The following is a 25,401-nucleotide window of genomic DNA, read 5'->3' as shown; positions in this document are numbered from 1 at the left end:
ATGATATTGACGAGCGGAATGCGGTATTGTGCGGCGCGAAATATCGTTGACCCTGGGCCGGCGCGTTCTTAAGACCGGGTGGGGACAGGTTGGGGGAGAAACCATGCGTGCGATCGTCAAGATGCTGGTCCTGGGCGTGGCCTGCCTCGGGCTGGGTGCCTGCGAAACGCTGCTCGAACCGACGGCGGCGCCACCGCACAGCCTGGCCTCGCTGCCCGGCAACTGGCAGGTCGGGGCCAGCGAGATGCATGATTCCAAGGGCCGGGCCTTCGCGGTCTGCACGCTGCTGCGCACGGGCGAGGGTGACCGACGGTTCTGGATCGCGGGGACGCGGCCCGACGTTTCGACCGATCTCTATATCGGTGTTCGCGCGCCCGATCTGCCGAAGGCGGCGGGAACGGCGGAACGCCATGCCCTGATCGCCATCGACGGCCGCGAATTCCGCCCCACCCGGACCCAGCATGTCGGCACCGACCTCTCCATGGCGATCCCGGCCGGCGGCCGCGACGCCTTCCTCGACGCATTCGCCAAGGGCGGCAATCTCTCGGTGACGGTCGACGAAGTGCCCGGCTTCATGATGGCGGTCGGCCTGAACGGCAGCGCCAACGGCCGCCGCGAATGGCGCAATTGCCTGGATACCGAACTGGCGAAAGCGTCCTGATCAGTCGGTCACGGCCAGCACCACGACGGCGGCGGCGAGCGCCAGCACGGCCCACCACAGGCGGCGCTGGGTGGCGGCCTGGCCGGCGGCGATCGCCTTCGCCGTCTCGGGGTGCAGGCGCAGTCCGCTCTCGGTGACCTGGGCGCCCAGTTTTTCGAGCTTCTCCATCAGGCCGGGCAGGCGCCGGGCGATGCCGGCGGCGCCTTCGGCGGCGTCGAGCAGGCGATGCTCGGGCGAGAAGGTGGCGATCAGCCATTTCTCCACCACCGGGCGCGAAACCTCCCAGATGTTCATGTCGGGATCGAGCCCGCCGCAGACGCCCTCGACCACCACCATGGTCTTCTGCAGGAGAAGGAGATCGGGCTGGGTCTCCATGGCGAAGGTCTCGGTCACCATGAACAATTGCTGCAGCAGGCGGGCGATCGAAATCTCGCGCGTCGGCCGGCCCAGGATCGGCTCGCCGATGGAGCGCAGCGCCTGGGCGAACAGCTCGACCGACTTGTGGGACGGCAGGATGCCGGCCTCGGCATGGACGCGGGCGACGCGCATGTAGTCGGCGGTGATGAAGCCGATCAGGGTCTCGGCCATGAAGCGGCGCATGGGCCGCGACAGCCGGCCCATGATGCCGAAGTCGATGACGACGATGGCGCCGTCCGCGGCGACGAAGAGATTGCCCTGGTGCAGGTCGGCGTGGAAGAAGCCATGGCCCAGCGCCTGGTCGAGGAAACTCTGCATCAGGGTCGCGGCCAGGGCCTTGGGGTCGTGGCCGGCGGCGACCAGGGCGGCGCGGTCGCCGATCGGGATGCCCTTCACCCGATCGACCGTCAGCACCCGGCGCGCGGTGCGCGACCAGTCGACGGCGGGGGCGCGCACGCGCCCTTCCTCCGCCAGCGACAGGGAGAGTTCCGAGGCCGCCGCCGCCTCGAGCCGGAGGTCCATCTCGAGGAAGGAAACCTCGGCCAGGGTCCGCACCGTCTCGCGCGGGCGAAGCCTGCGCAGCGGCGGGATGTGGCGCTCGGCGAAGGCGGCGGCCCAGGCGAGGGCGTCGAGGTCGCGACGGAAGGCCGGCTCGATTCCCGGCCGCAGCACCTTCACGGCGACGTCCCGGCCCTCGGTGGTGACGGCGAAATGAACCTGGGCGATGGAGGCGGCGGCGACCGGCACGTCCTCGATCGACTGGAACACCTCCGCGATCGGATGCATCAGCTCGTATTCGATGATGCGCCGCGCTTCCGCCGCCGGGAACGGCGGCACCCGGTCCTGCAACTGGGCGAGCGCGCGGGCGACCTGTTCGCCGACCAGATCCGGGCGGGCGGCCAGGCTCTGGCCCAGCTTGATGTAGGTGGGGCCCAGGCTGCCGAGCGCCAGCGCCAGGCGCTCGCCCGGGCTCTTGCCCTCGACGTCTGGGCGGCGCCGGGGGCGGAGCTGGATCGACAGGACCTTGCGCCCCAGGCGGGCGAAGGCCGGCATCTCGGCGACGATCTCGCTCGGGAACAGGGCGTCGTGAACGGCGAGCCGACGGGCGACCCGGAACAGGCGGAAACCATGGCGAAGAGCGCGGAGCATGAAGGTCTACAGCCGCCAGCCGGTGTGGATCGCGGCGACGCCGGCGGTCAGGTTGCGGTATTTCACCTGCTCGAAACCGGCTTCTCGCAGCCAGGACGCGAAGGTTTCCTGATCCGGAAAGCGGCGGATGCTCTCGACCAGATAGCGATAGGCGTCGGCATTGCCGGTCACCAGCTTGCCGATCTGGGGGATCATGCGGAACGAATATTCGTCGTAGACCTTGTCCATGCCCGGCACCACGACCTTGGAGAATTCGAGGCACATGAAGCGCCCGCCCGGCTTCAGCACCCGGCGCATGTCGGCCAGCGCCGCCTTGATGCGGGTGACGTTGCGGATGCCGAAGGCGATGGTGACATAGTCGAAACTGCGCTCCTTGAACGGCAGTTTCTCGGCATCGCCCACGGTCCAGTCGAGATCGAGACGGCCCTGGTCGAGGGCGCGGTCGCGCCCGACCAGGATCATCTCCGCGTTGATGTCGGCGACGGTGACGTGGGATCCCGGCCCCGCCCGATCAAGGAAGCGGAAGGCGATGTCGCCGGTGCCGCCCGCGACATCCAGCAGACGGCTGCCGGGCGAGGGCGCCAGCCAGTCGATCATGGCGGCCTTCCAGATCCGGTGCACGCCGCCCGACATCAGGTCGTTCATGACGTCGTAACGGCTGGCGACCGCATCGAAGACGCCGCGCACCCGGCGCGCCTTGTCGTCCTCGGGCACGGTCTCGAAACCGAAATGGGTGAGCTTTTCGTCGGCGGGCGTATCGGCGTTCATGGCGCGACACCATAGCGCCGAGCGGGAGAGCCCGCCAGCGCGGTTTCCGGCGCGAAACGGCGCAGGGCGGCGGACGCCGACGAATTGCCAATTCGTCGAATCGGCAATTCGCTCTAGGCTTCGGCCATGCCCGAACTCCCTGAAGTCGAAACCGTCTGCCGGGGCCTCGCCCTCGCCCTCGAGGGGCGGCGTCTCTCCCGGGTCGTGGCGCGCCGGCCCGACCTGCGCCTGCCCCTGCCGGTCGATCTCTCGGCCCGGCTCGAAGGGCGAATCGTCGCGGCCATCCGGCGCCGCGCCAAATACATGCTGTGGGAAATGGACGACGGCACGGTCCTGATCGGCCATCTCGGCATGTCGGGGCGGATGCATGTGGGCGAAGGGGCGATGCCGGACCCGAAGCCCCACGATCACGTCACCTTCGAGACGGTCGAGGGGCCCTGGGTGATCTTCAACGATCACCGCCGCTTCGGCCTGATGGTGCTCGACCACCGCGACACGCTCGACGGCCATCCCCTGCTGGCCGGCATCGGGCCCGAGCCGCTGGGCAACCGCTTCGACGGGCCGACCCTGTCGCGGGCCCTGGCCGGGCGGCGGACGCCGATCAAGGCGGCGCTGCTCGACCAGAAGGTGGTCGCCGGGCTCGGCAACATCTATGTCTCGGAGGCGCTGTTCCGCGCCCGGATCTCGCCCCTGCGCGAGGCGGCGACGGTGGCGGGGGCGCGGGCGGCGCGCCTGGTGCCGGCGATTCGCGACGTCCTGAACGAGGCCATCGCGGCCGGCGGCTCCACCCTTCGCGACTATGTCCGGGCCGACGGCGAACTCGGCTATTTCCAGCACAGCTTCAAGGTCTACGACCGCGAGGGGGCGCCCTGTCCGGCCTGCGATCGAAGTGTGATCCTGCGCATCGTGCAGAGCAATCGTTCGACCTATTATTGTCCGCGCTGCCAGAAATGAGGCTATGATCCCCGCCATGCTGAAGCCCGCCGCCTTCCACCTGCTGCTCGTCGCCGGCCTGACCCTGGCCGCGCCGACGGCGCCGGGCGGCGCATCGCCCGCGGCGGCGGCTTCGCCCACCCGCTTCCTGACGGGATCGGAGGACGTGCCCCTGATGGAAGGCCTGTCGGAAGTGGCCGACACCCGCGTCGTCTTCGACACGCCGGGCGGGCGCATCGTCGGCGTCGACACCAGGGGCGAGGTCGACGTGGAGACCGTCCGCCACTATTACCTCGAGAGCCTGCCGGCTCTCGGCTGGACCCGCGACGGATCGGGCGGCGATGCCCTGACCTGGCGCCGGGATACCGAGATTCTCGAAATCACCGTCGGGGAAGGGGCGGACGGCCTGGTCGTCGTCCGCTTCGAACTGCGGCCGCATTCGCTCTAGGCTCCGCCGCCAGCCCGCCCGACGCGCGATCAACCACCACCAACGGAAACGTACCGGAGTGCGTCATGGCCTATGCCACCATCCTTGCCGAAACCCGAGGCGCCGTCGGCCTCGTCACCCTGAACCGGCCGGAGGCGCTGAACGCGCTGAACGCCGAACTGCTGGGTGAACTCTGCACCGCCCTCGAAGCCTTCGACGCCGACGAGGGCGTGGGCTGCATCGTCGTCACCGGCAGCGCCAAGGCCTTCGCCGCCGGCGCCGACATCAAGGAGATGGCGCCCCAGTCCTATATGGACATGTTCAAGGCCGACTTCTTCGCCGAACCCCATGATCGCATCTGCGCCATCGACAAGCCGATCATCGCGGCGGTGTCGGGCTATGCCCTGGGCGGCGGCTGCGAACTCGCCATGCTGTTCGACTTCATCATCGCCGGCGACAATGCGAAATTCGGCCAGCCGGAGATCAATCTCGGCGTCATTCCGGGCATCGGCGGCTCCCAGCGCCTGACCCGCTTCGTCGGCAAGTCCAAGGCCATGGACATGTGCCTGACCGGCCGCATGATGGACGCCGCCGAGGCGGAGCGTTCGGGCCTCGTCTCCCGCGTCTTTCCGGCGGCCGAACTGATGGACGAGGTGATGAAGATCGCCGCCACCATCGCCGAGAAGTCGCAGCCGATCGCGCGCATGGCGAAGCAGGCGGTCAATCGCTCCTACGAGACGACGCTGGCGGAAGGCGTGCTGTTCGAACGCCGCCTGTTCCATTCCGCCTTCGCCACCGAGGACCAGAAGGAAGGCATGGCCGCCTTCGTCGAGAAGCGGAAGCCGGTATTCAAGCAGCGCTGACGCTTGAATTCAGCGTCATCCCGGCGCAGGCCGGGATCTCGTCGGGGAAGGATGCCTTTCCGTCGAAAGGTTCCGGCCTTGGCCGGGGCGACGCCGTGGGGCGGGCATGGGGGCATGGCCAAAAAGGCCTTGCCTCCCACAGGGCGCGGTGATAGATGTCCGCGCTCGTTTTCAGGGTTATCCACACTCGCAGGTCAGAACAACATGGCGAACACGGAATCGGCAAAGAAGCGCGTGCGCGTTACCGAACGGCGCACCGCGGTCAACCGCGACCGGGTCTCGCGCATCCGCACCTTCATCAAGAAGGTCGAGACGGCGCTCGAGGCCGGTGACGCGACGGCCGCCAAGGCGGCTTTCGCGCAGGCGGAGCCGGAGATCGCGCGCGGCGTCTCCAAGGGCGTTCTCGCGAAGAACACGGCGTCCCGCAAGATCTCGCGCCTGTCGGCGCGCGTGAAGGCGCTGGGCACTCCGGCCGAGTAAGGCCCCGCCCCCCGGCCTCGGGGGCGGCTGGACGCGGGATCGGCCTTGCCGTCCCGCCGCCGGAGGACACCTCCGGCTTTCGGCGGCTCGCCAATGGCGGGCCGCATTCGTTTTCATCCGACGGGATTCCGGCCCGCGCGCGCCATCGCGGCGGCGGCGCGCGTGCGTGCGTGGTCTCCTGCCGGGGCGGCGAATGATCCGGTTTCGCGATCATATGCCCTTCGGCGACGGCCGCGTGCCGGGATACCGGCCGAATCTTCGCCGTTCGCGCTTCGGTCCCGTTGCCTCGGTCTTGGTCGGTTGATATTGTGTGCTTCCTCGCGGGCTGGCGAGGATTACAGTCGAGCGATAGATGATTGAACCTATATCGGAAGTAAAAATCCGATCCGGGTAAGGGAAATATTTGCGCGATTGTAATGAAGGCGAAGCAACCGTTGTTGTGGATCGAGGCCGTGGCGACAGAGCCAAGAAAGCCATGGGTCTCGACCAGTCATCGGTTCGGTGAAGCAGGCGAAAACGCGCCGGCTGCCGTGGCGAAGACTGCGCCGTGGAATGGAGAGGAGCGGAGTCGTGGCTGATTACGCGGGTGATATCACCCCTGGTGACGCGTGGCGTATCCTGAGCCAGGACTCTGGTGCTGTGCTGATCGATGTCCGTTCCGACGCGGAATGGAGTTTCGTCGGCCTGCCCGATCTATCCGCCATGGGCAAGACCCCCCTACTGGTGGCATGGGCCCGTTTTCCCGGCATGGTTAGGAACGAGAGTTTCGTGGCCGACATGAAGGCGGCATTGCCGGAGGCCGGTTTCCGGTCCGGCTCGCCCCTTCTGTTTCTCTGCCGCTCGGGCGCGCGTTCGCGCGCGGCGGCGATCGCGGCCACGTCGGCGGGGTTCGACCCCGCCTACAACATCATCGGCGGCTTCGAGGGCGATCTCGACGCTGAACGACATCGGGGTTCGACCGGCGGCTGGAAGGCCGAGGGTCTGCCCTGGCAGCAGGGGTGAACGGGGCCGGCGGCGGTCTCTTGTCGGAAATGGGCTGGCGGTGTCGTGCCGTCGGCGGCTCCGGATGCGACGAACGACAGTCGGATGCGGCAGCGATTAGTGTCGGGCAGGTTCAGCGGGCATGACCAATAACGATATGTACGAGACGGCCTGGACAGCGGTGAAGAAGCGTCTGCGGCTCGAACTCGGCGACAACACCTTTCAGAGCTGGATCCGTCCGCTCAATCTGGTCGAATTGCGGGATCCGGACACGGTGGTGCTGGCGGTGCCCACCACCTTCATGCGGGACTACGTGCGCAGCCATTTCGCCGATCGCCTGACCGCGCTGTGGCGCACCGAGGCGCCGGCGATCGCCGCCGTCGACCTGCTGGTGGCGCCGCGCGCCGTTCAATCGGCCGGTGCGGCGGCCGTCGGCGCCCCGGCCATCGTCGCCCCGCCGCTCGCCGCCCACGCCGTGTCGCAGAATGGCGTGGTCGTGCAGAACGCCGCGTCGCCGGCGCTGCAGGCCTATCCGGCCTATGGCGCCATGGCGCAGCCCCAGGCCGCCGCCGCCGCGATTGCCGCCCCCGCGCCGCTCGCGGACCGCGTTCCGGCGACGCCGGGCACGACCCATGTCCAGGACGTCGGCGTCGGCGCCCCGCTCGACACGCGTTTCACCTTCGACAATTTCGTCGTCGGCAAATCCAACGAGCTCGCCCATGCCGCCGCCCGCCGGGTGGCCGAGGGCGAGGCGGTGAAGTTCAACCCGCTGTTCCTCTATGGCGGCGTCGGCCTCGGCAAGACCCATCTGATGCATGCGATCGCCTGGGCGCTGCGCGAACACGCGCCGCACAAGAAGGTGATCTATCTCTCGGCCGAGAAGTTCATGTATCAGTTCATCCGGGCGCTGCGCTTCAAGGACACCATGGCGTTCAAGGAGCAGTTCCGCTCGGTCGACGTCCTCATGATCGACGACGTCCAGTTCATCTCGGGCAAGGACAGCACCCAGGAAGAGTTCTTCCACACCTTCAACGCGCTGGTGGATCACAACCGTCAGGTCATCATCTCCGCCGACCGCAGCCCGACCGACCTCGAAGGGATCGAGGAGCGGATCCGCTCCCGCCTCGGCTGGGGCCTCGTCGCCGACATCCATCCGACCGACTACGAGCTGCGCCTCGGCATTCTCGAACAGAAGGTCGAAGGCTTCGGCGCCGTCGACGTGCCGCGCCGGGTGCTCGAATTCCTGGCGGCGCGCATCACCTCGAACGTGCGCGAGCTCGAAGGCGCCCTGAACCGCGTCGTCGCCTATGCCGAGCTGGTGGGCCGCCCGGTCACCATCGAGATGGCCCAGGAAGTGCTGCAGGACCTGCTGCGCGCCAACGACCGTCGCGTCACGATCGAGGAGATCCAGCGCAAGGTGGCCGAATTCTATGGTGTGCGCCTGAACGACCTGCTGTCGTCGCGCCGGGCCCGCGTCGTCGCCCGGCCGCGCCAGGTGGCGATGTATCTGGCGAAGCAGCTCACCTCGCGCTCCCTGCCCGAGATCGGACGCAAGTTCGGCGGCCGCGATCACACGACGGTCATCCATGCCGTGCGCAAGATCGAGGAGCTGTGCGCCGGCGACACCACCTTCTTCGAGGATATCGAGAGCCTGCGCCGCATGCTCGAAGGCTGATCCGGTCCCCGGGCGAATTCGGGGCGGCGAATCAACGTCCGGCCCTGTCAAGCCGGCAAAATGCGCATGATGCCGAAAGGCATTGCTGACGCCCCGATTTTCCCTTTCGTATCAAGGGTTTGAGGGCGGCAAATTAAGGCTGGCGAGCGCCGGCCCATTTGCTACTCTCATCCCCCGTGTCGCTGTTCGGTCATTTCCGCCGGACCGGCCTTCGAATGGCGCCGCGGGGCCGGCTGGCGCCGGTTCCGTCTCCCGGCTTCCGCCGTTTCGCGGTGGCCCGCCGGGCCCCGACGATGCCGACGCCAGGACGATCCCGAAGCCGGATCGACCGCCGGCATCCCTGACCCAGGCCCCCGACACCGGGGGCTTCGCGACCCTGGCCCCACGACGACGCACCGAGACCGACGCATGCAACTGATCATCGAACGCGGCGCCCTTCTGCGCACCCTCGGCCATATCCACAGCGTCGTCGAGCGTCGGAACACCATTCCCATCCTCTCCAACGTGCTGATCGAGGCGCGCGACGGCCAGCTGCACCTGACGGCGACCGATCTCGACCTCGCCATCGTGGAGAGCGTGCCGTGCAACGTCATGCAGGCCGGCTCCACAACCGCCTCGGCCCATACGCTGTTCGACATCGTGCGCAAGCTGGCCGACGGCACCGACGTCGAGCTGACCTACAAGTCGGACGAGGGCGGGCGCATGACGCTGGCGGCCGGGCGTTCGCGCTTCCAGCTCCAGTGCCTCCCGCGCGAGGATTTTCCGGTCATCGCCGACGCCGGCCTGCCGCATCGCTTCACCCTGGCGGCGGACAAGCTGCGCAAGCTCGTGGACAAGACCCGCTTCGCCATCTCGACCGAAGAGACGCGCTACTACCTGAACGGCATCTATGTCCATGCCACGGAATCGGGTGGCGCCCCGGTGCTGCGCGGCGTCGCCACCGACGGCCACCGCCTGGCGCGCTTCGAGGTGCCGCTGCCGGCCGGCGCCTCGGAGATGCCGGGGGCGATCGTGCCGCGCAAGACCGTGAACGAGGTGCGCAAGCTGATCGACGAGACCGAGGGCGAGGTCGAGATATCGCTGTCCGACACCAAGATCCGCTTCGCCTTCGACGACGTCGTCCTGACCTCGAAGCTGATCGACGGCTCCTTCCCGGATTATTCCCGGGTGATCCCGGTCGCCAACGACAAGGTGCTGGAAGTCGATCCCCGGCTGTTCGCCGCCGCCGTCGACCGCGTCTCGACCATTTCGACCGACAAGACCCGCGCGGTGAAGCTGACCATCGACCAGGACCGCATCACCCTTTCCGTGACCAGCCCGGACAACGGCAGCGCGGTCGAGGAAGTGGCGGCGTCCTATCGTGCCAGTCCCATGGAGATCGGCTTCAACGCCAAATATCTCCTCGACATCACCCAGCAGATCGACTCGGACGTGGCGCGCTTCGTGCTGGCGGATTCGCTGGCGCCGACCCTCGTGCGCGACGAGGGCGACGAGGCCACGCTCTACGTCCTGATGCCGATGCGCGTCTGAGGCCGGCCGGATGCTCGCGGTCGGCTCGATGGCCATGGCGCAGGATGAGGGGGGAGCAGCCGGCGACGGCGGTGCCCATGCCTTCGCGTCCGCGCCGGGCCGTCGCCGCATCCGCCGCCTCGTCCTGACCGATTTCCGCAATTACGCCCGGGCCGAACTGCATCTGGACGGCCGGCCCGTGGTGCTGTCGGGGGCCAATGGCGCCGGCAAGACCAATATTCTCGAGGCGGTCTCCCTGCTGTCGCCGGGCCGGGGGCTGCGCCACGCCCGGGCCGGGCAGATGGCCCGCCTCGGCGGGGCCGGCGGCTTCGCCGTCGCGGCCACGGTCGACGGCGACGGCCTGCCGGCACCGCTCGACATCGGCACGGCGGTGGCGCCGGGCGGTGACCGGCGCATGGTCAGGCGCGCGGGCGCCCAGGCGACCCAGGCCAGCCTGGCGCGGGATCTCTCCCTCATGTGGCTGACGCCGGTCATGGACCGCATCTGGACCGAGGGGGCGTCCGGGCGCCGGCGTTTTCTCGACCGGCTGGTGATGGCGCGCCGGCCCGCCCATGCCGATGCCCATATCGGCTACGACAAGGCGCGGGAGGAACGGGTCCGCCTGCTGACCCAGGGCGTGCGCGATCCGCAGTGGCTGGGCGTGCTGGAAACCCGCCTCGCCCGCGCCGGTGCCGCCATCGCACTGGCGAGGCGGGCCGCCGTCGCCGACCTGAACGCCGCCATGGCGGCGGGCGAAGGGCCGTTTCCGCGCGCCCGCCTGGCGCTGTCCGGCGAGGTCGAGGGCTATCCGGAGGAGGACGAGGCGGCGATCGCCGCCCGCCTCGGCGAGGCGCTGCGCCAGGCCCGCGGCCGAGACGCCGAGGCCGGGGCCCAGACCATCGGCCCCCATCGGGGCGACATGACGGCGGACCATGCCGCCAAGGCGATGCCGGCGGGCCAATGCTCGACCGGCGAACAGAAGGCCCTGCTGATCGCGATCGTGCTGGCGCAGGCCGCCCTCGTCGCCGGGGAAGAGGGGCGGGCGCCGCTCCTCCTCCTCGACGAGGTCGCGGCCCATCTCGATCCCGCCCGGCGCGCCGCGCTCTACGACCTCGTCGTCGCGGCGGGCGGACAGGCCTTCCTGACCGGGACCGAACGGTCCCTCTTCACCGGCCTCGACGGCCGGGCCCAATTCTTCGAGGTGCGCGATGGCGACGTCGCGCCCGCGTCGTGAACCCGAGGATCATGACATGAGCAGCAGCGAGTCCCCCCGTCCCGAAAAGGACGAGGCCGAAACCCCGAACGGCACCGAGAGCCATCGCCGCGACACGGCGGAAGGCGCCGCGAAGTATGGCGCCGAATCGATCCAGGTGCTGAAGGGGCTGGATGCGGTGCGCAAGCGCCCGGGCATGTATATCGGCGACACCGACGACGGTTCGGGCCTGCATCACATGGTCTACGAGGTGGTGGACAACGCCATCGACGAGGCGCTGGCCGGCTATTGCGACCGGGTGCTGGTGGTGCTCAACCCCGACGGTTCCTGCACGGTCGAGGACAATGGCCGCGGCATCCCGACCCAGATCCACGAGGGCGAAGGCGTCTCGGCGGCCGAAGTGATCATGACCCAGCTCCACGCCGGGGGTAAGTTCAATCAGGATACCTATAAGGTTTCCGGCGGTCTTCACGGCGTCGGCGTGTCGGTGGTCAATGCGCTCTCGACCTGGCTGGACCTCCGCGTCTGGCGTGACGGCAAGGAACACTACATGCGCTTTCGCCATGGCGTGGCGGAAGCGCCGCTCGCCGTGGTCGGCGACGCGGGCGGCAAGTCGGGTACCCAGGTGACCTTCATGCCGTCGTCCGAAACCTTCTCCATGATCGAATTCGATTACGCCACCCTGGAGCATCGCCTGCGCGAACTGGCGTTCCTGAATTCGGGCGTGCGCGTGGTGCTGGAAGACAGGCGCAGCGCCGAAACCAAGAGCGCCGACCTCTATTACGAGGGCGGGGTGGAGGCTTTCGTCCGCTATCTCGACCGCGCCAAGAAGGCGCTGATCGACCCGCCGATCGTGATCCGGGGCGAGAAGGACGGCATCGTCGTCGACGTCGCCCTGCAGTGGAACGATACCTTCCACGAGAATGTGCTCTGCTTCACCAACAACATCCCGCAGCGCGACGGCGGCACCCATCTGGCGGGTTTCCGCGGCGCTCTGACCCGGACCGTGAACACCTATTTCCGCGAAAGCGGCGCCGCCAAGAAGGAAAAGGTGGCGCTGACCGGCGACGACGCGCGCGAGGGCCTGACCTGCGTCCTCTCGGTCAAGGTGCCGGATCCCAAGTTCTCCAGCCAGACCAAGGACAAGCTGGTCTCGTCCGAAGTGCGGCCCGTGGTCGAGAGCGTGATGGGCGAGAAGCTCCAGCAATGGCTGGAGGAACACCCGGGCCCGGCCAAGGACCTGATGACCAAGGTCGCCATGGCCGCCGCCGCCCGCGAGGCGGCGCGCAAGGCCCGCGAGCTGGTGACCAAGAGCGGCAAGTTCGACATTTCCAACCTGCCGGGCAAGCTGGCGGACTGCCAGGAGCGCGATGCCTCGAAGGCCGAGCTCTTCATCGTCGAGGGTGACTCGGCGGGCGGTTCCGCCAAGCAGGGCCGCAACCGGGCCAATCAGGCGGTGCTGCCGCTGCGCGGCAAGATCCTGAACGTCGAGCGCGCGCGGGTCGACAAGATGCTGTCCAGCCAGGAGATCGGGACCCTGATCACCGCGCTCGGCGCCGGCATCCGCGACGATTTCAACATCGAGAAGACGCGCTACCACCGCATCATCATCATGACCGACGCGGATGTGGACGGCGCCCATATCCGCACCCTGCTGCTGACCTTCTTCTATCGGCAGATGCCGGAACTGATCGAGCGCGGCTACCTCTATATCGCCCAGCCGCCGCTCTACAAGATCAAACGCGGCTCGTCCGAGGTCTATCTGAAGGACGAGCGCGCGCTCGAGGACAATCTGATCGACGTCGGCCTGGACGGATCGGTGCTGCGCCTCGGCGACGGCACCCAGCTCGCCGGCAACGACCTGCGCGCCATCGTCGACCGGGCGCGCCTGGCGCGGAACCTCCTGATCGTGCCGGCGCGGCGCTATGCCCTGCCGGTGGTCGAGCAGGCGGCGATCACCGGCGCCCTGAATCCGATGGTGCTGGCCGATCCGGCCGCGACCGCGCGGGCCGCCGCCGGCATCGCCGCCCGCCTCGACCTTCTGGCGGCCGAGGGCGAGAGCGGCTGGCACGGCGAGGCGGGCAGCGACGGCACCCTGGTGGTCTGGCGCGAGGTGCGCGGCGTGCGCGAGGCCCATGTCCTCGACGGCGGCCTGATGCGCTCGGCCGAGGCGATGCGCCTCGACGAATTGTCGGGCGAGATGAAGGCGATCTACGGGGCCGGCGCGGTCCTGGTGCGGAAGGACGTCGAGACGCCGATCCGCGGGCCCAGCGAAATGCTGGAGAACGTGCTGGGCATCGGCCGGCGCGGCCTCTCGATCCAGCGCTACAAGGGCCTCGGCGAGATGAACCCCGACCAGCTCTGGGAAACCACCCTGGACCCGGAGGCGCGTACCCTTCTTCAGGTGAAGGTCAACCACGGCGATACGGCGGACGAGATCTTCGCCAAGCTGATGGGCGACGTGGTGGAGCCGCGTCGCGACTTCATTCAGGAAAACGCGCTGGCCGTCGCCAATCTCGACGTCTGACGCCGAGGGATCCGCGGCCGTGCGCCGGGTCCTTCGCCTTCTGGCGCTGGCGCTCGGTCTGCCGGTCGCGGCGGCACTGCACTATGCCGTCGCGGCCCTCGTCGGGGCCATGGCCTTCACGGTGCCCGAGCCCCCGGATGGCCAGACGGTGACGGTCTATGTCCATTCCAACGGCGTCCATGTCGACATCGTCGTCCCTATGCAGGCGCTCGGCGTCGACTGGCGCCGGGACCTCGGGCCCGAGGCCTTTCCCTTCGCGGATCCGGCGGCGGCGCATTATGTCGGCATCGGCTGGGGCGACCGGGATTTCTATCTGAACACACCGACCTGGGCTGAGATGACGGTGGGCCGGGCCCTCGGCGCGCTCTTCGCGTCGCGCGGATCCCTGGTCCATGTCACGCTCTGGCGCGGCACGCCCGGCATCGGCGCCTACACCCGGCCGGTGGTTCTGGGGCAGGCGCAATATGAGCGCCTGGTGACGGCGCTGAGGGCCGGCTTCGCGCGCGATGCGGCCGGCCGGCCACGACCGATCGAGGGCTATCGCTACAGTACCGTCGACGCCTTCTACGAGGGGGTGGGCACCTATTCGGCCTTTCTGACCTGCAACGAATGGGCCGCGGCGCGCCTGCGCGAGGCGGGTGTCGCCGTCGGCGTCTGGAGCCCCTTTCCCTTTGGCATCATGTGGAATCTCTGACGCTCAGTCGGCGAAGCGGACCTGATTGCGGCCGCTGGCCTTGGCGCGGTAGAGCGCCTCGTCGGCGCGCTGCAGCAGATCGTCGACCGTCTCGCTGGGCTTGTCGGCGGTCGCGCCGCCGATGCTGACCCAGATCGACAGGGAGAGGGGGCCGACCTCGACGGGAGTCGCGGCGACGATGCGGCGCAGGCGGTCGGCGATGATCTGGGCTTCGCGCCGGCTGGTCGACGGCAGCAGCACGGCGAATTCCTCGCCCCCCATGCGGGCGATCAGGTCGCCGATGCGGATCGTCACCCGGCAGCGCTCGGCGACGGTGCGCAGCACATGATCGCCGACCGCATGGCCATAGCGGTCGTTGACCGCCTTGAAATGATCGATGTCGATCATCAGCACCGACATGGTCTCGTGGGACAGGGCGGCGCGCTGGTGGACCTGCTCGCCTTCCTCGAAGAAGAGACGCCGGTTGCCGAGACCGGTCAGCGCATCGGTCGAGGCGTGCTCGCGCCATTCCTCTTCCAGCCGGCGGCGCTCGGTCACGTCCCAGAAGACGACGACATAGGTATCGCCGATGAAGCGGAAGCGGAATTCCATGTGGCGGTCGCGGCCGTCGGCGCAGCGCACGGTCCATTCCGTCTCATAGGTCTTGCCACGGTCGTGGCGGGCCCTGGCGATCAGGCCGTGCCATTCCGCCTGGGCTTCCTCCCGCGTCTCGGCATCCGGAAAGCCGTGCTGCCACCAGTCGTCATGATGGGCCATGACCACGTCGGGATATTCGAAATAGAAATCCGAGACCGCGTTGCAGAGCAGGGGACGGAAATCGCTGTCGTAGATCTCGAGCCCGATGGGCAGGCCCGACATCACTTGTTCCAGCGTCTGCATCCAGGTCGGATCGGATTGGCTGGTCTGGCTGATCGTGATCACCAGGCCGTCGTCGCAGCGCGCCGCATCGAAGGTCAGGGCCCGGTCGAAGCCCGGCTTGCGGCAGGGGATGGTCGCGCTGCCGTCGCGGTTCAGGCCCCGGCCCCAGGCGATCAGGCGCGACGCCGCCTCGGGTCCGATCAGGGATTCGAGTGACAGGGGCTCGTCGGAAACCGCGTGCAGGCCGAACAGACGGCAGGCATGGGCGTTGGCGAGAACGGAATCATCCTCGGCGCCGTCGATCAGCAACAGCGGTGTCTTTACGGCCCTCATCCAGTTCGGTGTCTGCGTCCAAGGCATCGTTCGGTCCCATGCCCTCATTTCTCCCCATTTTGCGGGGCATTGATTAACGATTGCCTTACCAATCCCGCCGAAAGCGGATTCACGCGTCGGCTTTTCGGCTCTATGGTGGCGCCATGGCAGGTGAGAACCAAAAAGGAACACGGCGCCCGCGCGCGAAGCGGACGAGCGCGTCCGGACACGCGCCCGGGGGATCCGGCGGGCGCGGGGGCGGGCCCGCGCGCATCGACCGGCTGGACCGCCGGGCGACGCCGCCGCAGCGACTGAAGCGGGGCGGCAAGCCCAAGGCATCTGGCGGTTCGGGCGCGGCGAAACGCCGGGGCATTCTCTACTGGCTGATGGTCGGCGGCATCTGGGGCGGCCTCGCGGTCGCGGCCATCGTCGCCTTCTTCGCCTGGGACATGCCCTCGATCGCGCGCCTGAACGAGATCGACCGCCGGCCGGCGGTGAAGCTCGTCTCCGCCGACGGCACCACCTTCGCCACCGTCGGCGACCTCTATGGCGATACCCTCAGCCTGCAGCAGTACCCGAAGGTGCTGGTCGATGCCGTGCTGGCGATCGAGGACCGGCGCTTCTTCGAGCACGGCGGCTTCGATCCCATCGGCATCCTGCGCGCCATCTATCACAATCTCGCGACCGGCAGCATCAGCCAGGGTGGCTCGACCATCAGCCAGCAGACCGTGAAGACCGTGTTCCTGACCCCGGAACGCACGGTCCGGCGCAAGGTCCAGGAGGCGATCCTGACGGTCCAGCTCGAAGGCCGGCTGAGCAAGGACCAGATCCTCGCGCTCTATCTGAACCGGGTCTATCTCGGCTCCGGCGCCTATGGCATGGACGGCGCGGCGCGGCGCTATTTCGGCCATTCGGCGCGGCAGCTCGGCCTCGCCGAAGCCGCCATGCTGGCGGGCCTGATGAAGGCGCCGTCGCGCTATTCGCCGATCGCCGACTATGACGCGGCCACGGCGCGGGCCGCCGTCGTGCTCGACGCCATGGTCGATGCCGGCTTCGTTTCGGGCGAACAGGCGGCGGCGGCCAAGGCCCGGCCGGCCCGGCTGGCGGCCCGGCCGGTTTCCGACGACGCGCGCTATTTCGTCGACTGGGTGGTCGAGCAGGTGGCCAATTTCGCCGGTCCCGAAGTCGGCGACATCACGGTGGAGACGACCCTCGACCTCGGCCTGCAGCGGGTCGCCGAGGCCGCGCTCGATGCCGGTCTCGCGGGCGAAGGGGCGCGCCTCGACGCCGGCCAGGGCGCCCTGGTCGCGCTCGCGCCCGACGGCGCGGTCAAGGCTATGGTCGGCGGGCGGGACTACAACCGCTCCCCCTTCAACCGGGCGGTCAGGGCGCTGCGCCAGCCCGGCTCCGCCTTCAAGCTCTTCGTCTATCTGGCCGCCCTCGAAGCCGGGCTGACCCCGGACAGCCGTGTGTTCGACGGCCCGGTGGACATCGCCGGCTACAGGCCGTCCAATTTCGGCGGGCGCCACGCGGGCGAGATGAGCCTCGGCACCGCCTTCGCGCGCTCGGTCAACACGGTCGCGGTGAAGCTGCTGGCCCAGGTCGGGGCGCGCAGGGTCGTGGCCATGGCGCGCCGGCTCGGCATCACCACGCCGATCCCCGCCAATGCCTCCATCGCGCTGGGCAGCGCCGAGGTCACGCCCCTCGAGCTGACGGCGGCCTATGCCGCGCTCGCCAACGGCGGCCGCGCGGTCGAGGCCTTCGGCATCCGCCGGGTGCTGGCGGCCGACGGCGACGTCATCTTCGCGCGCGAGGGGGCGGGGGCGAAACCGGCCCTGAACGCGACCGTGGTCGGTCGGATGAACCGGATGCTGGCGGCGGTGATCGACGGCGGCACCGGCCACGAAGCCGCCTTCGGGCGACCCGCCGGCGGCAAGACCGGCACCAGCCAGGACTATCGCAATGCCTGGTTCGTCGGCCTGACCGGTGATCTGGTCGCCGGGGTCTGGGTCGGCAACGACGACAATTCGCCGATGGTCAAGGTCACCGGCGGCGGCCTGCCGGCCCGGGTGTGGAAGAATTTCATGGCCGCGGCCTTCGACGGCAAGGCGGTGGCGCCCCTGCCGATGGCGCCGACCACCGAGGATCGCGACCTCCTCGACCGGCTGGTCGATTTCCTGGGCGGGGATTCGGGCGGCGGCGCGACGGTGGCGGCCGACGGCGGCGGCGGCGGCGCGGATCCGGCGCCGGCCAGGCGCCGCCCGGTCATCGAATACGAATATCCGACGGGCCGGGAATTCTGATTCCGTCCCTCAGGGCTTGGGGCCGTAGCGATGCAGGCCGGCGCCCTCGCGCCGCAGCCATTGCCGCGCCTCGTCGACGCGCGGCACCAATTGCCCGACCAGGGTCCAGAAGCGCGGCGCGTGGCTGAACACCGAAAGATGCGCGACCTCGTGGGCGACGACATAGTCGAGCACGAAAGCCGGCGCCATGATCAGGCGCCACGAGAAGGACAATTCCCCCCGGGGCGAACAACTGCCCCAGCGGCTGGTCGGATCGCGCAGCACCAGACCCCGGATCTCCTTCTCGGTCTGGCCGGCGAAGCGTTCGGCGCGCTGGCCGATCTCGGCCCGCGCCCGGCCGCGCAGGAAATCCAGGGTCCGGCGCGGGAAATGGGCGGGATCGCCGGTGATGTTGATGGTTTCACCCTCGACCCAGGCCGCCCCCCGGCGCCGCGTGGTCCCCGGCGGTATGTGGTGCAGGCGGTGGGGCCGGCCCAGAAGCGGGACCACGGCATCGGCGGTAAAGGGAATGCGTGGCGGCAGGCTGGCCAGCCGGTCGGCGACCCAGCGGGCATTGCCCTCGGCGAAGCGCAGGCCCTCGCGCCGCGAGACCCGCTCCGGCAGGGTCAGCACCACGACCTCGCGGCGCTGGTCGACACGCAGCAGCAGGCGCCGCGCCCGCGCCGACTTGCGCAACTCCAGCGGCACCGCGCGGCCCCCGATGTTCAGAAAATGATCGTCTTGCATTCCGCCCGATCCGTGTCCGGCGACGCGGAAACGGTGCCGGCGCCCTCATCCTAGTGCCGGCGCGCCGGCCGCGCCAGCTTCCGTTTCATGCGGAACAATCATTCATATCCCGAGCAATCGGCGGCTGGCCAGACAGGTTCGCCAGCGAAAACCCCGATGAATGCGCCCAAATTCCTGTCAAAAATCCGTAAGAAACATATGACCAAGACATCTTGCTAACGGTTGAAGCCGTGCTATCGTATCGGAATGAACGTTCATTCCGAATGCCCGTGGCGCAAGCCGGAACGGTGATCGAGAAAGCGGGGAGAGGGGGCGCGAGTGACGTCGGGACGGGACGATCGTTTTCCCGCCGGTGCGCCGGCCGGCGATGCCGTCGGCGGTGGCGGGGCTGCCCTGGTGGCACGCGCGGCGGCCGGGCCGGATCTGCCGCCCCGCGCGCTGCGGATCCTCGATGCCGCCCTGGCGCTCTTCGCCGACAAGGGGTTCGATGCGACGGCCGTGCCCGAGATCGCGGCGGCGGCGGGGGTCGGTACCGGCACCATCTATCGCCATTTCGAGACCAAGGAGGCGCTGGGCAACGCCGTCTGGCAGCGCGCCAAGCGGGACCTGATGGGGGCGCTGGCGCCGGCCTTCGACAGGCCGGCGATGCCGCCGCCGGCGTCGCCCTCGCCCTCGCCCTCGGATGTCGCGGCGGCCCATCGCGCCTGCTTCATGGCGGTCTGGGCTGCGGGCTGCGCCTTCGCGACCACCTCGCCCGCGGCTTTCCATTTTCTCGAATTCCATCATGAACCGCGCTTCCTCGACCGGCAGAGTCTTCGCCTGTCGGAACAGTCGGTGGCGCCGATCCACGGCTTCATCGCCGAGGGCCAGGCGCTGGGCGTGCTCGCGCCGCTCTCGCCCGAAGTGATGTCCGCCCTCGTCTGGGGCGCGCTTACCGGTCTCGTGCGTCATGCCGCCCTGATGAACCGGCCGCTCGATCCCGATCTGGTGCGGGACAGCGGTGCCACGATCTGGCGGGCGGTGGCGGCCCCCGCCTTCGCGAACCCCGCGCCAGCCAAAGGAAACCTGCCATGAGCGCCCATGCTCCCCGTCCCATCGCCCTCGTCACCGGTGCCTCCAGCGGCATCGGTACCGATCTCGCCCGGGAATTCGCCCGCGACGGTCACGACCTGATCCTGGTCGCACGGAACGAGGCGGCCCTGACCGCGCTCGCTACCGAAGTCGCGGCCGAACACGGCGTCACCGCGACCGTGATCGCCGCCGACCTCTCGGACCCCGCCGCCCCGCGCCGCCTGTTCGACGACGTGACGGCGCGCGGCCTCTCGGTCGACGTTCTCGTCAACAATGCCGGCTTCGGCGACGGCAGCCACTTCGCCGGGGCGACGCGGGAAAAGACCATGGGCATGATCCAGGTGAACATCGCCGCACTCACCGACCTGATGCACGCCTTCCTGCCGGGCATGGTGGCGCGGGGCCGGGGCCGGGTGCTCAACGTCGCCTCCACCGCCGCCTTCCAGCCGGGACCGGGCATGGCGGTCTATTGCGCCACCAAGGCCTATGTCCTCTCCCTGTCCGAAGCGGTGGCGGAGGAACTGAAGGGCACGGGCGTCACCGTGACGACGCTCTGTCCCGGCCCGACCCGGACCAATTTCATGGATGTCGCCGACGTCGCCGACAATGCCCTGTTCTCCAAGGGCCTGGTGCCGGTGATGACGGCGGCGGAAGTGGCGCGCATCGGCTTTCGCGCCGCCAAGCGCGGCCAGGTGATCGTGGTCGCCGGCCTGCTCAACCAGATCGGCGCCTTCACCCCGCGCCTCGCGCCCCGTTCCTTCACCCGCAGGCTGACGGGCCGTCTGCTCGCCAGCGGCCGGCATTGAGGGGATATTCCGACGCCGGTACCGACGAAACCTGGAACCGCCGGCGATTCATCGCAAAAAACGCGAAGGGGGATCAGCGGACACTTGCGCGAAAACTCGTCCACCCCCCATCATGAAAAGAAAAACATCGTCGCCAGCAGACCAGGGAGGTGACATGACCGTTGAATCGATTCTGAAGCGCAAGGGCGGTGAGGTGATCACCGTCGGCCCCGGCGATACGCTCGAAGCGACCGCCGCGGTGCTCTTCGCCCGCAAGATCGGCGCCGTCATCGTGCAGGACGCCGCCGGCAGCGTCATCGGCGTGCTGTCGGAACGCGACATCGTGCGTGGCGTCGCCCAGGGCGGCGCGGCCGTCCTCGCGCGGCCCGTGAAGGATTTCATGTCGGGCAATGTCGTCTCGTGCCGCCTGCACGATACGGTGATCGAGGTCATGGGCCGCATGTCGGATCGGCGCATCCGCCACCTGCCGGTGATCGAGGGCGGCAAGCTCGTCGGCATGATCTCCATCGGCGACGTGGTGAAACGGCGCATCGACGAAGCCCTGCTCGAGGCGGACGAATTGCGCCGCTACATCGCCACGGGCTGATTCCGGGCCGGATGAAGGGATCGTGACGGCGTCATGAGGTGCGTGTCGATCGGGGCCGCAAGTTGATCGGGCAACGGGGTTTCGCTCCAGCGTGGCCATGACGTCGTTCGATTTCGGCCTGTCCGCCCTTCGCTCCCTCCGCGACGACGCGGAGGGGCTGTTCCGTCTCGGCTCCGACGGTATCGACGGGGCGCTGGCCCTGGCCGAGGAAAGCCATCTGGGCATTCTTTCCGCCATGCAGCCGTTCGGCACGGGCGGCACCTCTCCGGTCGCGCCCTTCGTGCGCCTGTTCTACCGCGCCATGCGCGCCACCAACGGCCTCGTCGCGCGGGGTGTCGGGGCGGGCTTCGCGCTGACGCCGGCGCTGCCGGCGGCGGGCGCGGGGACCATGGTCGATCCCTGGCGCGACATCGCCGTCGCCGCCCTCAACGGCGTGATCGGCGACCATCTCGAAGCCAGCGGCAATCCGCTCGCCGTCTCCATGGCGTTGCGCCATCGCGGGCGCATGCTGGTGCCGGGCGATCCTTCGACAAGCCATTCGGGCACCGCCGGCCCGATCGAGGGGGCGGGCGACCACATCCTGATCATGGTTCACGGGCTGTGCATGGCCGATGTCTTCTGGCACCGCTACGGTCACCATCACGGCCGCCATCTGCGCGATGCCGTCGGCGTCACGCCGATCGGCGTCGCCTATAACACGGGGCGGCACATTTCGGCCAACGGCCGTGATCTCGCGCATCTCATCCAGCGCCTCGCGGCGACATGGCCGGTGCCGCTGCGCCGGATCTCCTTCCTCGGCTATTCCATGGGCGGCCTCGTCACCCGCGCCTGTCTCGCCGCCGCGAGGGCGGCGGACATGGACTGGCTGAAACTCGGCGGCCATGCGGTCTATCTGGGCGCCCCCCATCACGGCGCGCCGCTGGAGCGGGGCGGCCACGCCCTGCAGACCATGGCGGAACTCAATCCCTTCCTCGCCCCGCTCGGGCGGCTGGCGCGGCTGCGCTCGGCGGGCATCACCGATCTGCGTCACGGCAGCATCGTGGCCGAGGACCGCGAGGCGATCCCCGACCGCTTCCACCGCAAGGCCGGCATTGCCCGCAAGCCCCGCCCGCTCGATCCCGCCTTTCGCCACCACGTGGTGGCCGGCACCCTGGGGCGCCAGCGCGGCGATGCCACCGACCGCATGATGGGCGACGGCCTGGTGCCGGTGGACAGCGCCTTCGGCAGCCATCCCGACCGCGCCTATGATTTCGGCCTGGCGCCCGAGGACCGGCTGCTGGTCCGCCGCACGGGCCATCTCGATCTCCTGTCGTCGCGCCCGGTGGCGGCGCGTCTCGCCGACTGGATCTCTTCGTGAAGGTGGTGCTCGATCTCGATGCCCTGGTCGCCGCCGGCAGCCTGAGCCCTGACGAGGCGGAACGCCTGGCCGGCCTCGGCAAGCGCGCCACGGGGACGCTCGCCTTCAACCTGCTGGTCGGTTTCGGCGTCATGGCGGTCGCGGCCGGCGCTTTGGCCCTGGTGCCGGCGCCGTCCTCCGCTATCGCCATCGGTTTCCTGCTGGCGCTCGTCGGCGCCGGCATCGATCGCGCGGCGGGCGAAGACTGGAACGTGCTGGCCCAGATCTGCATCGTCGTCGGCGCCCTGATCGGCGGCGGCGGCGTGCTGACGGCGGGGGATTTCGCGTCCGGCGCCTTCCTGACCGTCGCCCTGTTCTATGCCGTGGGCGCCGGGGTGGTGCGCAATGCCCTGCTCGCCGGCCTTGCCGTGCTCGGCGTCTCGGGCGCGGTCGGGGCCGAGACCGGCTATATGGCCAGCGACGGCTATGCCGCGGCCCTGCCGGAATCCTCCGTCGCCATCGTGGTCATGGTGCTGCTGGCGGGCGTACTCGCCCTGCTCGGCCGGGCGTTCCGGGACGAGGCGGCGCGCCTTCTCGGCATCGGCGCGGCGACGGCGCTTGTGGTGGCCAATTTCGGCTTCTGGGTCGGCTCGCTCTGGGGCGATCAACTCTGGATCGGCGGCGACTTGATCCTCGACCTACCGGCGGAAATCTTCGCCCTGGCCTGGGCCGTGCTGCTGATCGCGACCGGGGTGCAGGCGGCCCGCATGGGCGCGCGCTGGACCCTGAACTGCGCCGCCGTCTTCGGCGCCGTGCATCTGTTCTCGCAATGGTTCGACCGGCTGGAAGCCTCGCCCGAATCGGTGCTGGCGGCCGGCATCGTCGCGCTCTGCCTCGCGCTCGGCCTCGCCTTCGTCAACCGGCGCCTGCCGGGATAGCTACAGGAGACTGTCCAGGGCTTCCTGGAGATCGGGCCAGGCCCGGTCCACGGCCTGGGCGCCCAACTCGATCATCTCGGCCGCCCGGTCGAAATCCATGAAGCCGAAGGCATTGAGGCGCGGCGCGATCATCACGTCGGCGGGTTCGCCCGCCAGGCGGCTGCGGGTCAGGCGGTCCTGCACGATGTCGAAGGCCGAGGCGACGACCGCCAGCATGCCCGGGGTCTCGCGCTTCGGCGGCGCGGGCACCACGACCTGCTTGCCCTTGGTCCGGCCCAGCGCCCGCAGGCCTAGCCAGCGCCGGCGCGATTTCTCGTCCGCCGGCTCGTCGCCTTCCCTGTCCCGTTCCTCGTCGCCCCGTTCCTCGTCGTCCGCCTCCTCGATGTCGGCGATCACGGATTCCGTGTCGGGGGCGGGCGGCGGCACACGGGCGCGGCCGAAACTGTCGGCGTTCAGATTGACCGCGACGACGATGCGCGCCTCCATCGCCCGGCAGACCGAGATCGGCACCGGATTGACCAGGGCGCCGTCGACCAGCCATCGGCCCTGGCGTTCCACCGGCGGGAAGATCCCGGGCAGGGCATAGGACGCGCGGACCGCATCCACCACCGGGCCGTCGCGCAGCCAGACCTCGTGGCCCGAGGCGAGGTCGGTGGCGACGGCGAAGAAGGGCGCGGACAGATCCGCCATGTCGAGATCGCCCAGATGCTGGACCAGTTGCGCCGCCAGGCGCTGGCCGCTGAACAGACTGCCGCCGGCGACGCGCGGATCGAGATAGCGCCAGAATTTGCGCCTGGCGAGGCTGAGCGCCCATTCCTCCAGTGCGTCCAGCTTGCCGGCGGCATGGGCGGCGCCGACCAGCGCGCCGATCGAGGTGCCGGCGACCACGTCGGCCTCGACGCCGCGGGCCGACAATGCGCGCAGAACGCCGATATGGGCGAAGCCCCGCGCCACCCCGCTGCCCAGCGCCAGACCGATCCGGGGAAGATTGCGTGCCATTCCACTCACCACTAGGCTTGCTGCCGAAAGCGCTAATCTCGTCCCGTTCCAAGGTCGTGTGCAAGATGCTCCACTCCATCGCCGATCTCATGCGCGAGACCGCCGCCGGCGAGCTTCTGCCGCGCTTCCGCGCCCTCGCCGCCCATGAAATCGAGGAGAAGAGTCCCGGCGACGTGGTCACCGTGGCCGACCGCGCGGCGGAAGACCGTCTGACCCGGGGGCTCCGGGACATCGTTCCCGGCTGCACCGTGATCGGGGAGGAAGCGGCCCATGGCGATCCCGGCCTCCTCGACCGTCTGGGGGAGGACGGGCCGGTCTTCGTCGTCGATCCCCTGGACGGCACCGCCAATTTCGCCGCCGGCCGCCCGGAATTCGCGGTGATGATCGCCCTGCTGAGGAAGGGCCGCCCCGTCGCGGCCTGGATCTATGATCCTCTGGGCCGCAATGTCCTGATGGCGGAGGAAGGCGGCGGCACCACCCTGAACGGCGAAATCCGCCGCCTGCCCGAAAGTCCCGCCCTGGCCGAAGCGCGCGGCTCGGCGCAGACCCGGTTCCTGGAGGAACCCTGGCGCGGCCGGCTGGACGCGGCACGCCACCGCTTCCGCGATCTCGGCTCCACCCTTTGCGCCGGCCACGACTATCTGCGCCTGATCCAGGGGCGGATGGATTTCCTCCTCTATTGGCGGACCCTGCCCTGGGATCACGCGCCGGGCGCTCTCATCGTCGCCGAGGCGGGCGGTCATGTGGCGCGGCCGGACGGGCGTCCCTTCGTCTGCGATCGGGCGAGTCGCGGCATTCTCTCGGCCCTCGACGAGTCCCTGTGGCATCGGGTGCGGGCGGCCCTCCTGCCCCATCTGGGGACCTGACGGCGAAAGCCGAGGGAATCCGCGGTCTCCGGTCGCACCGCAAAAAAATCTTCATTTAGGGGCTTGCCAGCCGCGCGGGACGGGCCTACAAACCGCGCCTCGCCGGGCGGTGCCCTTGAGTTGGATTTGTCTGGCGGGCTGTTGGTCCTGGTTTTGATCCGCTGTTGAGGCGCGAAGAGGGGCTGGGGTTGACGGTAGGGTTTGTGGCTTGTAGAAGCTGCGGCCCTGTGGTTTGGGGCGGTAACGTCCTGGGTCACAGTCCGGGTGTTGGTTCTGGAAGATTTCTGGAAAAAACGTCTTGAC

23 protein-coding genes are annotated in these 25,401 nt (G+C 69.2%); 18 read left to right on the top strand and 5 right to left on the bottom strand.

Annotated features, from left to right (window positions below; translation table 11 throughout):
• Positions 1-103: 103 nt before the first annotated feature.
• The gene (locus L2U69_RS17515; RefSeq protein ID WP_236108427.1) at positions 104-661 is read left to right on the top strand and encodes a hypothetical protein; all 558 of its coding nucleotides are present in this window, start codon (positions 104-106) and stop codon (positions 659-661) included.
• Here L2U69_RS17515 and ubiB read toward each other — a convergent pair whose 3' ends face one another.
• Together ubiB and ubiE are read right to left on the bottom strand one after the other, a co-directional pair.
• Entirely contained in the window at positions 662-2,227 is a 1,566-nt protein-coding gene (gene ubiB, locus L2U69_RS17510; RefSeq protein ID WP_236108426.1) for a 2-polyprenylphenol 6-hydroxylase, read from the bottom strand.
• 6 nt (positions 2,228-2,233) lie between these two features.
• Positions 2,234-2,995 carry a bifunctional demethylmenaquinone methyltransferase/2-methoxy-6-polyprenyl-1,4-benzoquinol methylase UbiE gene (gene ubiE, locus L2U69_RS17505; RefSeq protein ID WP_236108425.1) on the bottom strand — a complete coding sequence of 254 codons (762 nt, stop codon included), beginning with the start codon at positions 2,993-2,995 and terminating at the stop codon, positions 2,234-2,236.
• 126 nt (positions 2,996-3,121) lie between these two features.
• On the opposite strand from ubiE, the gene mutM reads away from it, so the two are divergent.
• The 10 genes from mutM (at position 3,122) to L2U69_RS17455 (ending at position 14,297) form a co-directional block, all read left to right on the top strand.
• Positions 3,122-3,949: a bifunctional DNA-formamidopyrimidine glycosylase/DNA-(apurinic or apyrimidinic site) lyase gene (gene mutM, locus L2U69_RS17500; RefSeq protein ID WP_236108424.1), complete on the top strand. Its 828-nt coding sequence runs from the start codon at positions 3,122-3,124 to the stop codon at positions 3,947-3,949.
• A gap of 16 nt (positions 3,950-3,965) precedes the next feature.
• Complete coding sequence (locus L2U69_RS17495) at positions 3,966-4,376, top strand: hypothetical protein (protein WP_236108423.1); 411 nt, start codon at positions 3,966-3,968, stop codon at positions 4,374-4,376.
• A gap of 65 nt (positions 4,377-4,441) precedes the next feature.
• Complete coding sequence (locus tag L2U69_RS17490) at positions 4,442-5,218, top strand: enoyl-CoA hydratase (RefSeq protein WP_236108422.1); 777 nt, start codon at positions 4,442-4,444, stop codon at positions 5,216-5,218.
• Between the two features lie 204 nt (positions 5,219-5,422).
• Positions 5,423-5,698, top strand: a complete 276-nt coding sequence (gene rpsT / locus L2U69_RS17485) for a 30S ribosomal protein S20 (RefSeq protein WP_236108421.1) — start codon at positions 5,423-5,425, stop codon at positions 5,696-5,698.
• Positions 5,699-6,268: 570 nt separating this feature from the next.
• Positions 6,269-6,700 carry a rhodanese-like domain-containing protein gene (locus L2U69_RS17480; RefSeq protein WP_236108420.1) on the top strand — a complete coding sequence of 144 codons (432 nt, stop codon included), beginning with the start codon at positions 6,269-6,271 and terminating at the stop codon, positions 6,698-6,700.
• Positions 6,701-6,821: 121 nt separating this feature from the next.
• On the top strand, positions 6,822-8,354 hold the full coding sequence (gene dnaA / locus L2U69_RS17475) for a chromosomal replication initiator protein DnaA (protein WP_236108419.1): 1,533 nt from the start codon (positions 6,822-6,824) through the stop codon (positions 8,352-8,354).
• Positions 8,355-8,762: 408 nt separating this feature from the next.
• On the top strand, positions 8,763-9,884 hold the full coding sequence (dnaN, locus tag L2U69_RS17470) for a DNA polymerase III subunit beta (protein ID WP_236108418.1): 1,122 nt from the start codon (positions 8,763-8,765) through the stop codon (positions 9,882-9,884).
• Between the two features lie 10 nt (positions 9,885-9,894).
• Positions 9,895-11,097, top strand: a complete 1,203-nt coding sequence (gene recF, locus L2U69_RS17465) for a DNA replication/repair protein RecF (RefSeq protein ID WP_236108417.1) — start codon at positions 9,895-9,897, stop codon at positions 11,095-11,097.
• Positions 11,098-11,113: 16 nt separating this feature from the next.
• Entirely contained in the window at positions 11,114-13,603 is a 2,490-nt protein-coding gene (gene gyrB / locus L2U69_RS17460; RefSeq protein ID WP_236108416.1) for a DNA topoisomerase (ATP-hydrolyzing) subunit B, read from the top strand.
• Between the two features lie 19 nt (positions 13,604-13,622).
• On the top strand, positions 13,623-14,297 hold the full coding sequence (locus L2U69_RS17455) for a TIGR02117 family protein (protein WP_236108415.1): 675 nt from the start codon (positions 13,623-13,625) through the stop codon (positions 14,295-14,297).
• Positions 14,298-14,300: 3 nt separating this feature from the next.
• On the opposite strand, the gene L2U69_RS17450 is transcribed toward L2U69_RS17455, so the two are convergent.
• Complete coding sequence (locus tag L2U69_RS17450; protein WP_236108414.1) at positions 14,301-15,488, bottom strand: GGDEF domain-containing protein; 1,188 nt, start codon at positions 15,486-15,488, stop codon at positions 14,301-14,303.
• A 143-nt stretch (positions 15,489-15,631) separates the two neighbouring features.
• On the opposite strand from L2U69_RS17450, the gene L2U69_RS17445 reads away from it, so the two are divergent.
• Positions 15,632-17,770, top strand: a complete 2,139-nt coding sequence (locus tag L2U69_RS17445) for a transglycosylase domain-containing protein (RefSeq protein WP_236108413.1) — start codon at positions 15,632-15,634, stop codon at positions 17,768-17,770.
• 9 nt (positions 17,771-17,779) lie between these two features.
• Here L2U69_RS17445 and L2U69_RS17440 read toward each other — a convergent pair whose 3' ends face one another.
• A complete protein-coding gene (locus L2U69_RS17440; RefSeq protein WP_236108412.1) occupies positions 17,780-18,496 on the bottom strand; it encodes a M48 family metallopeptidase in 717 nt (238 codons plus the stop codon).
• 318 nt (positions 18,497-18,814) lie between these two features.
• Between L2U69_RS17440 and L2U69_RS17435 the strand changes: the two genes are divergently transcribed.
• From L2U69_RS17435 to L2U69_RS17415, 5 genes are all read left to right on the top strand, one after another.
• The gene (locus tag L2U69_RS17435; protein ID WP_236108411.1) at positions 18,815-19,570 is read left to right on the top strand and encodes a TetR/AcrR family transcriptional regulator; all 756 of its coding nucleotides are present in this window, start codon (positions 18,815-18,817) and stop codon (positions 19,568-19,570) included.
• Positions 19,567-20,373, top strand: coding sequence for an SDR family NAD(P)-dependent oxidoreductase (locus tag L2U69_RS17430; protein ID WP_236108410.1), 807 nt, complete (start codon positions 19,567-19,569; stop codon positions 20,371-20,373). The genes L2U69_RS17435 and L2U69_RS17430 overlap by 4 nt, the downstream gene beginning before the upstream one ends.
• Before the next feature lie 154 nt (positions 20,374-20,527).
• Positions 20,528-20,959: a CBS domain-containing protein gene (locus tag L2U69_RS17425; RefSeq protein ID WP_236108409.1), complete on the top strand. Its 432-nt coding sequence runs from the start codon at positions 20,528-20,530 to the stop codon at positions 20,957-20,959.
• 97 nt (positions 20,960-21,056) lie between these two features.
• On the top strand, positions 21,057-22,316 hold the full coding sequence (locus L2U69_RS17420) for an esterase/lipase family protein (RefSeq protein ID WP_236108503.1): 1,260 nt from the start codon (positions 21,057-21,059) through the stop codon (positions 22,314-22,316).
• Positions 22,313-23,233, top strand: coding sequence for a hypothetical protein (locus tag L2U69_RS17415; RefSeq protein ID WP_236108408.1), 921 nt, complete (start codon positions 22,313-22,315; stop codon positions 23,231-23,233). Before L2U69_RS17420 ends, L2U69_RS17415 begins: the two co-directional genes overlap by 4 nt.
• On the opposite strand, the gene L2U69_RS17410 is transcribed toward L2U69_RS17415, so the two are convergent.
• The gene (locus L2U69_RS17410; protein ID WP_236108407.1) at positions 23,234-24,232 is read right to left on the bottom strand and encodes a patatin-like phospholipase family protein; all 999 of its coding nucleotides are present in this window, start codon (positions 24,230-24,232) and stop codon (positions 23,234-23,236) included.
• A gap of 65 nt (positions 24,233-24,297) precedes the next feature.
• Between L2U69_RS17410 and L2U69_RS17405 the strand changes: the two genes are divergently transcribed.
• Entirely contained in the window at positions 24,298-25,098 is an 801-nt protein-coding gene (locus L2U69_RS17405; protein ID WP_236108406.1) for an inositol monophosphatase family protein, read from the top strand.
• Positions 25,099-25,401: the final 303 nt, after the last annotated feature.

The organism is Zavarzinia marina (genome assembly GCF_021568905.1).
In the GTDB taxonomy this organism is placed as follows: Bacteria; Pseudomonadota; Alphaproteobacteria; order Zavarziniales; family Zavarziniaceae; genus Zavarzinia; species Zavarzinia marina.
This window is presented reverse-complemented; position numbering and strand designations above follow the sequence as displayed.

Coding starts and splice junctions, on each gene's coding strand:
- dnaN (WP_236108418.1), top strand. CDS start 8,763: ATGCAACTGATCATCGAACGCGGCGCCCTTCTGCGCACCCTCGGCCAT.
- L2U69_RS17430 (WP_236108410.1), top strand. CDS start 19,567: ATGAGCGCCCATGCTCCCCGTCCCATCGCCCTCGTCACCGGTGCCTCC.
- L2U69_RS17515 (WP_236108427.1), top strand. CDS start 104: ATGCGTGCGATCGTCAAGATGCTGGTCCTGGGCGTGGCCTGCCTCGGG.
- L2U69_RS17405 (WP_236108406.1), top strand. CDS start 24,298: ATGCTCCACTCCATCGCCGATCTCATGCGCGAGACCGCCGCCGGCGAG.
- ubiE (WP_236108425.1), bottom strand. CDS start 2,995: ATGAACGCCGATACGCCCGCCGACGAAAAGCTCACCCATTTCGGTTTC.
- rpsT (WP_236108421.1), top strand. CDS start 5,423: ATGGCGAACACGGAATCGGCAAAGAAGCGCGTGCGCGTTACCGAACGG.
- mutM (WP_236108424.1), top strand. CDS start 3,122: ATGCCCGAACTCCCTGAAGTCGAAACCGTCTGCCGGGGCCTCGCCCTC.
- gyrB (WP_236108416.1), top strand. CDS start 11,114: ATGAGCAGCAGCGAGTCCCCCCGTCCCGAAAAGGACGAGGCCGAAACC.
- dnaA (WP_236108419.1), top strand. CDS start 6,822: ATGACCAATAACGATATGTACGAGACGGCCTGGACAGCGGTGAAGAAG.
- L2U69_RS17445 (WP_236108413.1), top strand. CDS start 15,632: ATGGCAGGTGAGAACCAAAAAGGAACACGGCGCCCGCGCGCGAAGCGG.
- L2U69_RS17450 (WP_236108414.1), bottom strand. CDS start 15,488: ATGAGGGCCGTAAAGACACCGCTGTTGCTGATCGACGGCGCCGAGGAT.
- L2U69_RS17410 (WP_236108407.1), bottom strand. CDS start 24,232: ATGGCACGCAATCTTCCCCGGATCGGTCTGGCGCTGGGCAGCGGGGTG.
- L2U69_RS17420 (WP_236108503.1), top strand. CDS start 21,057: ATGACGTCGTTCGATTTCGGCCTGTCCGCCCTTCGCTCCCTCCGCGAC.
- ubiB (WP_236108426.1), bottom strand. CDS start 2,227: ATGCTCCGCGCTCTTCGCCATGGTTTCCGCCTGTTCCGGGTCGCCCGT.
- L2U69_RS17495 (WP_236108423.1), top strand. CDS start 3,966: ATGCTGAAGCCCGCCGCCTTCCACCTGCTGCTCGTCGCCGGCCTGACC.
- L2U69_RS17440 (WP_236108412.1), bottom strand. CDS start 18,496: ATGCAAGACGATCATTTTCTGAACATCGGGGGCCGCGCGGTGCCGCTG.
- recF (WP_236108417.1), top strand. CDS start 9,895: ATGCTCGCGGTCGGCTCGATGGCCATGGCGCAGGATGAGGGGGGAGCA.
- L2U69_RS17490 (WP_236108422.1), top strand. CDS start 4,442: ATGGCCTATGCCACCATCCTTGCCGAAACCCGAGGCGCCGTCGGCCTC.
- L2U69_RS17425 (WP_236108409.1), top strand. CDS start 20,528: ATGACCGTTGAATCGATTCTGAAGCGCAAGGGCGGTGAGGTGATCACC.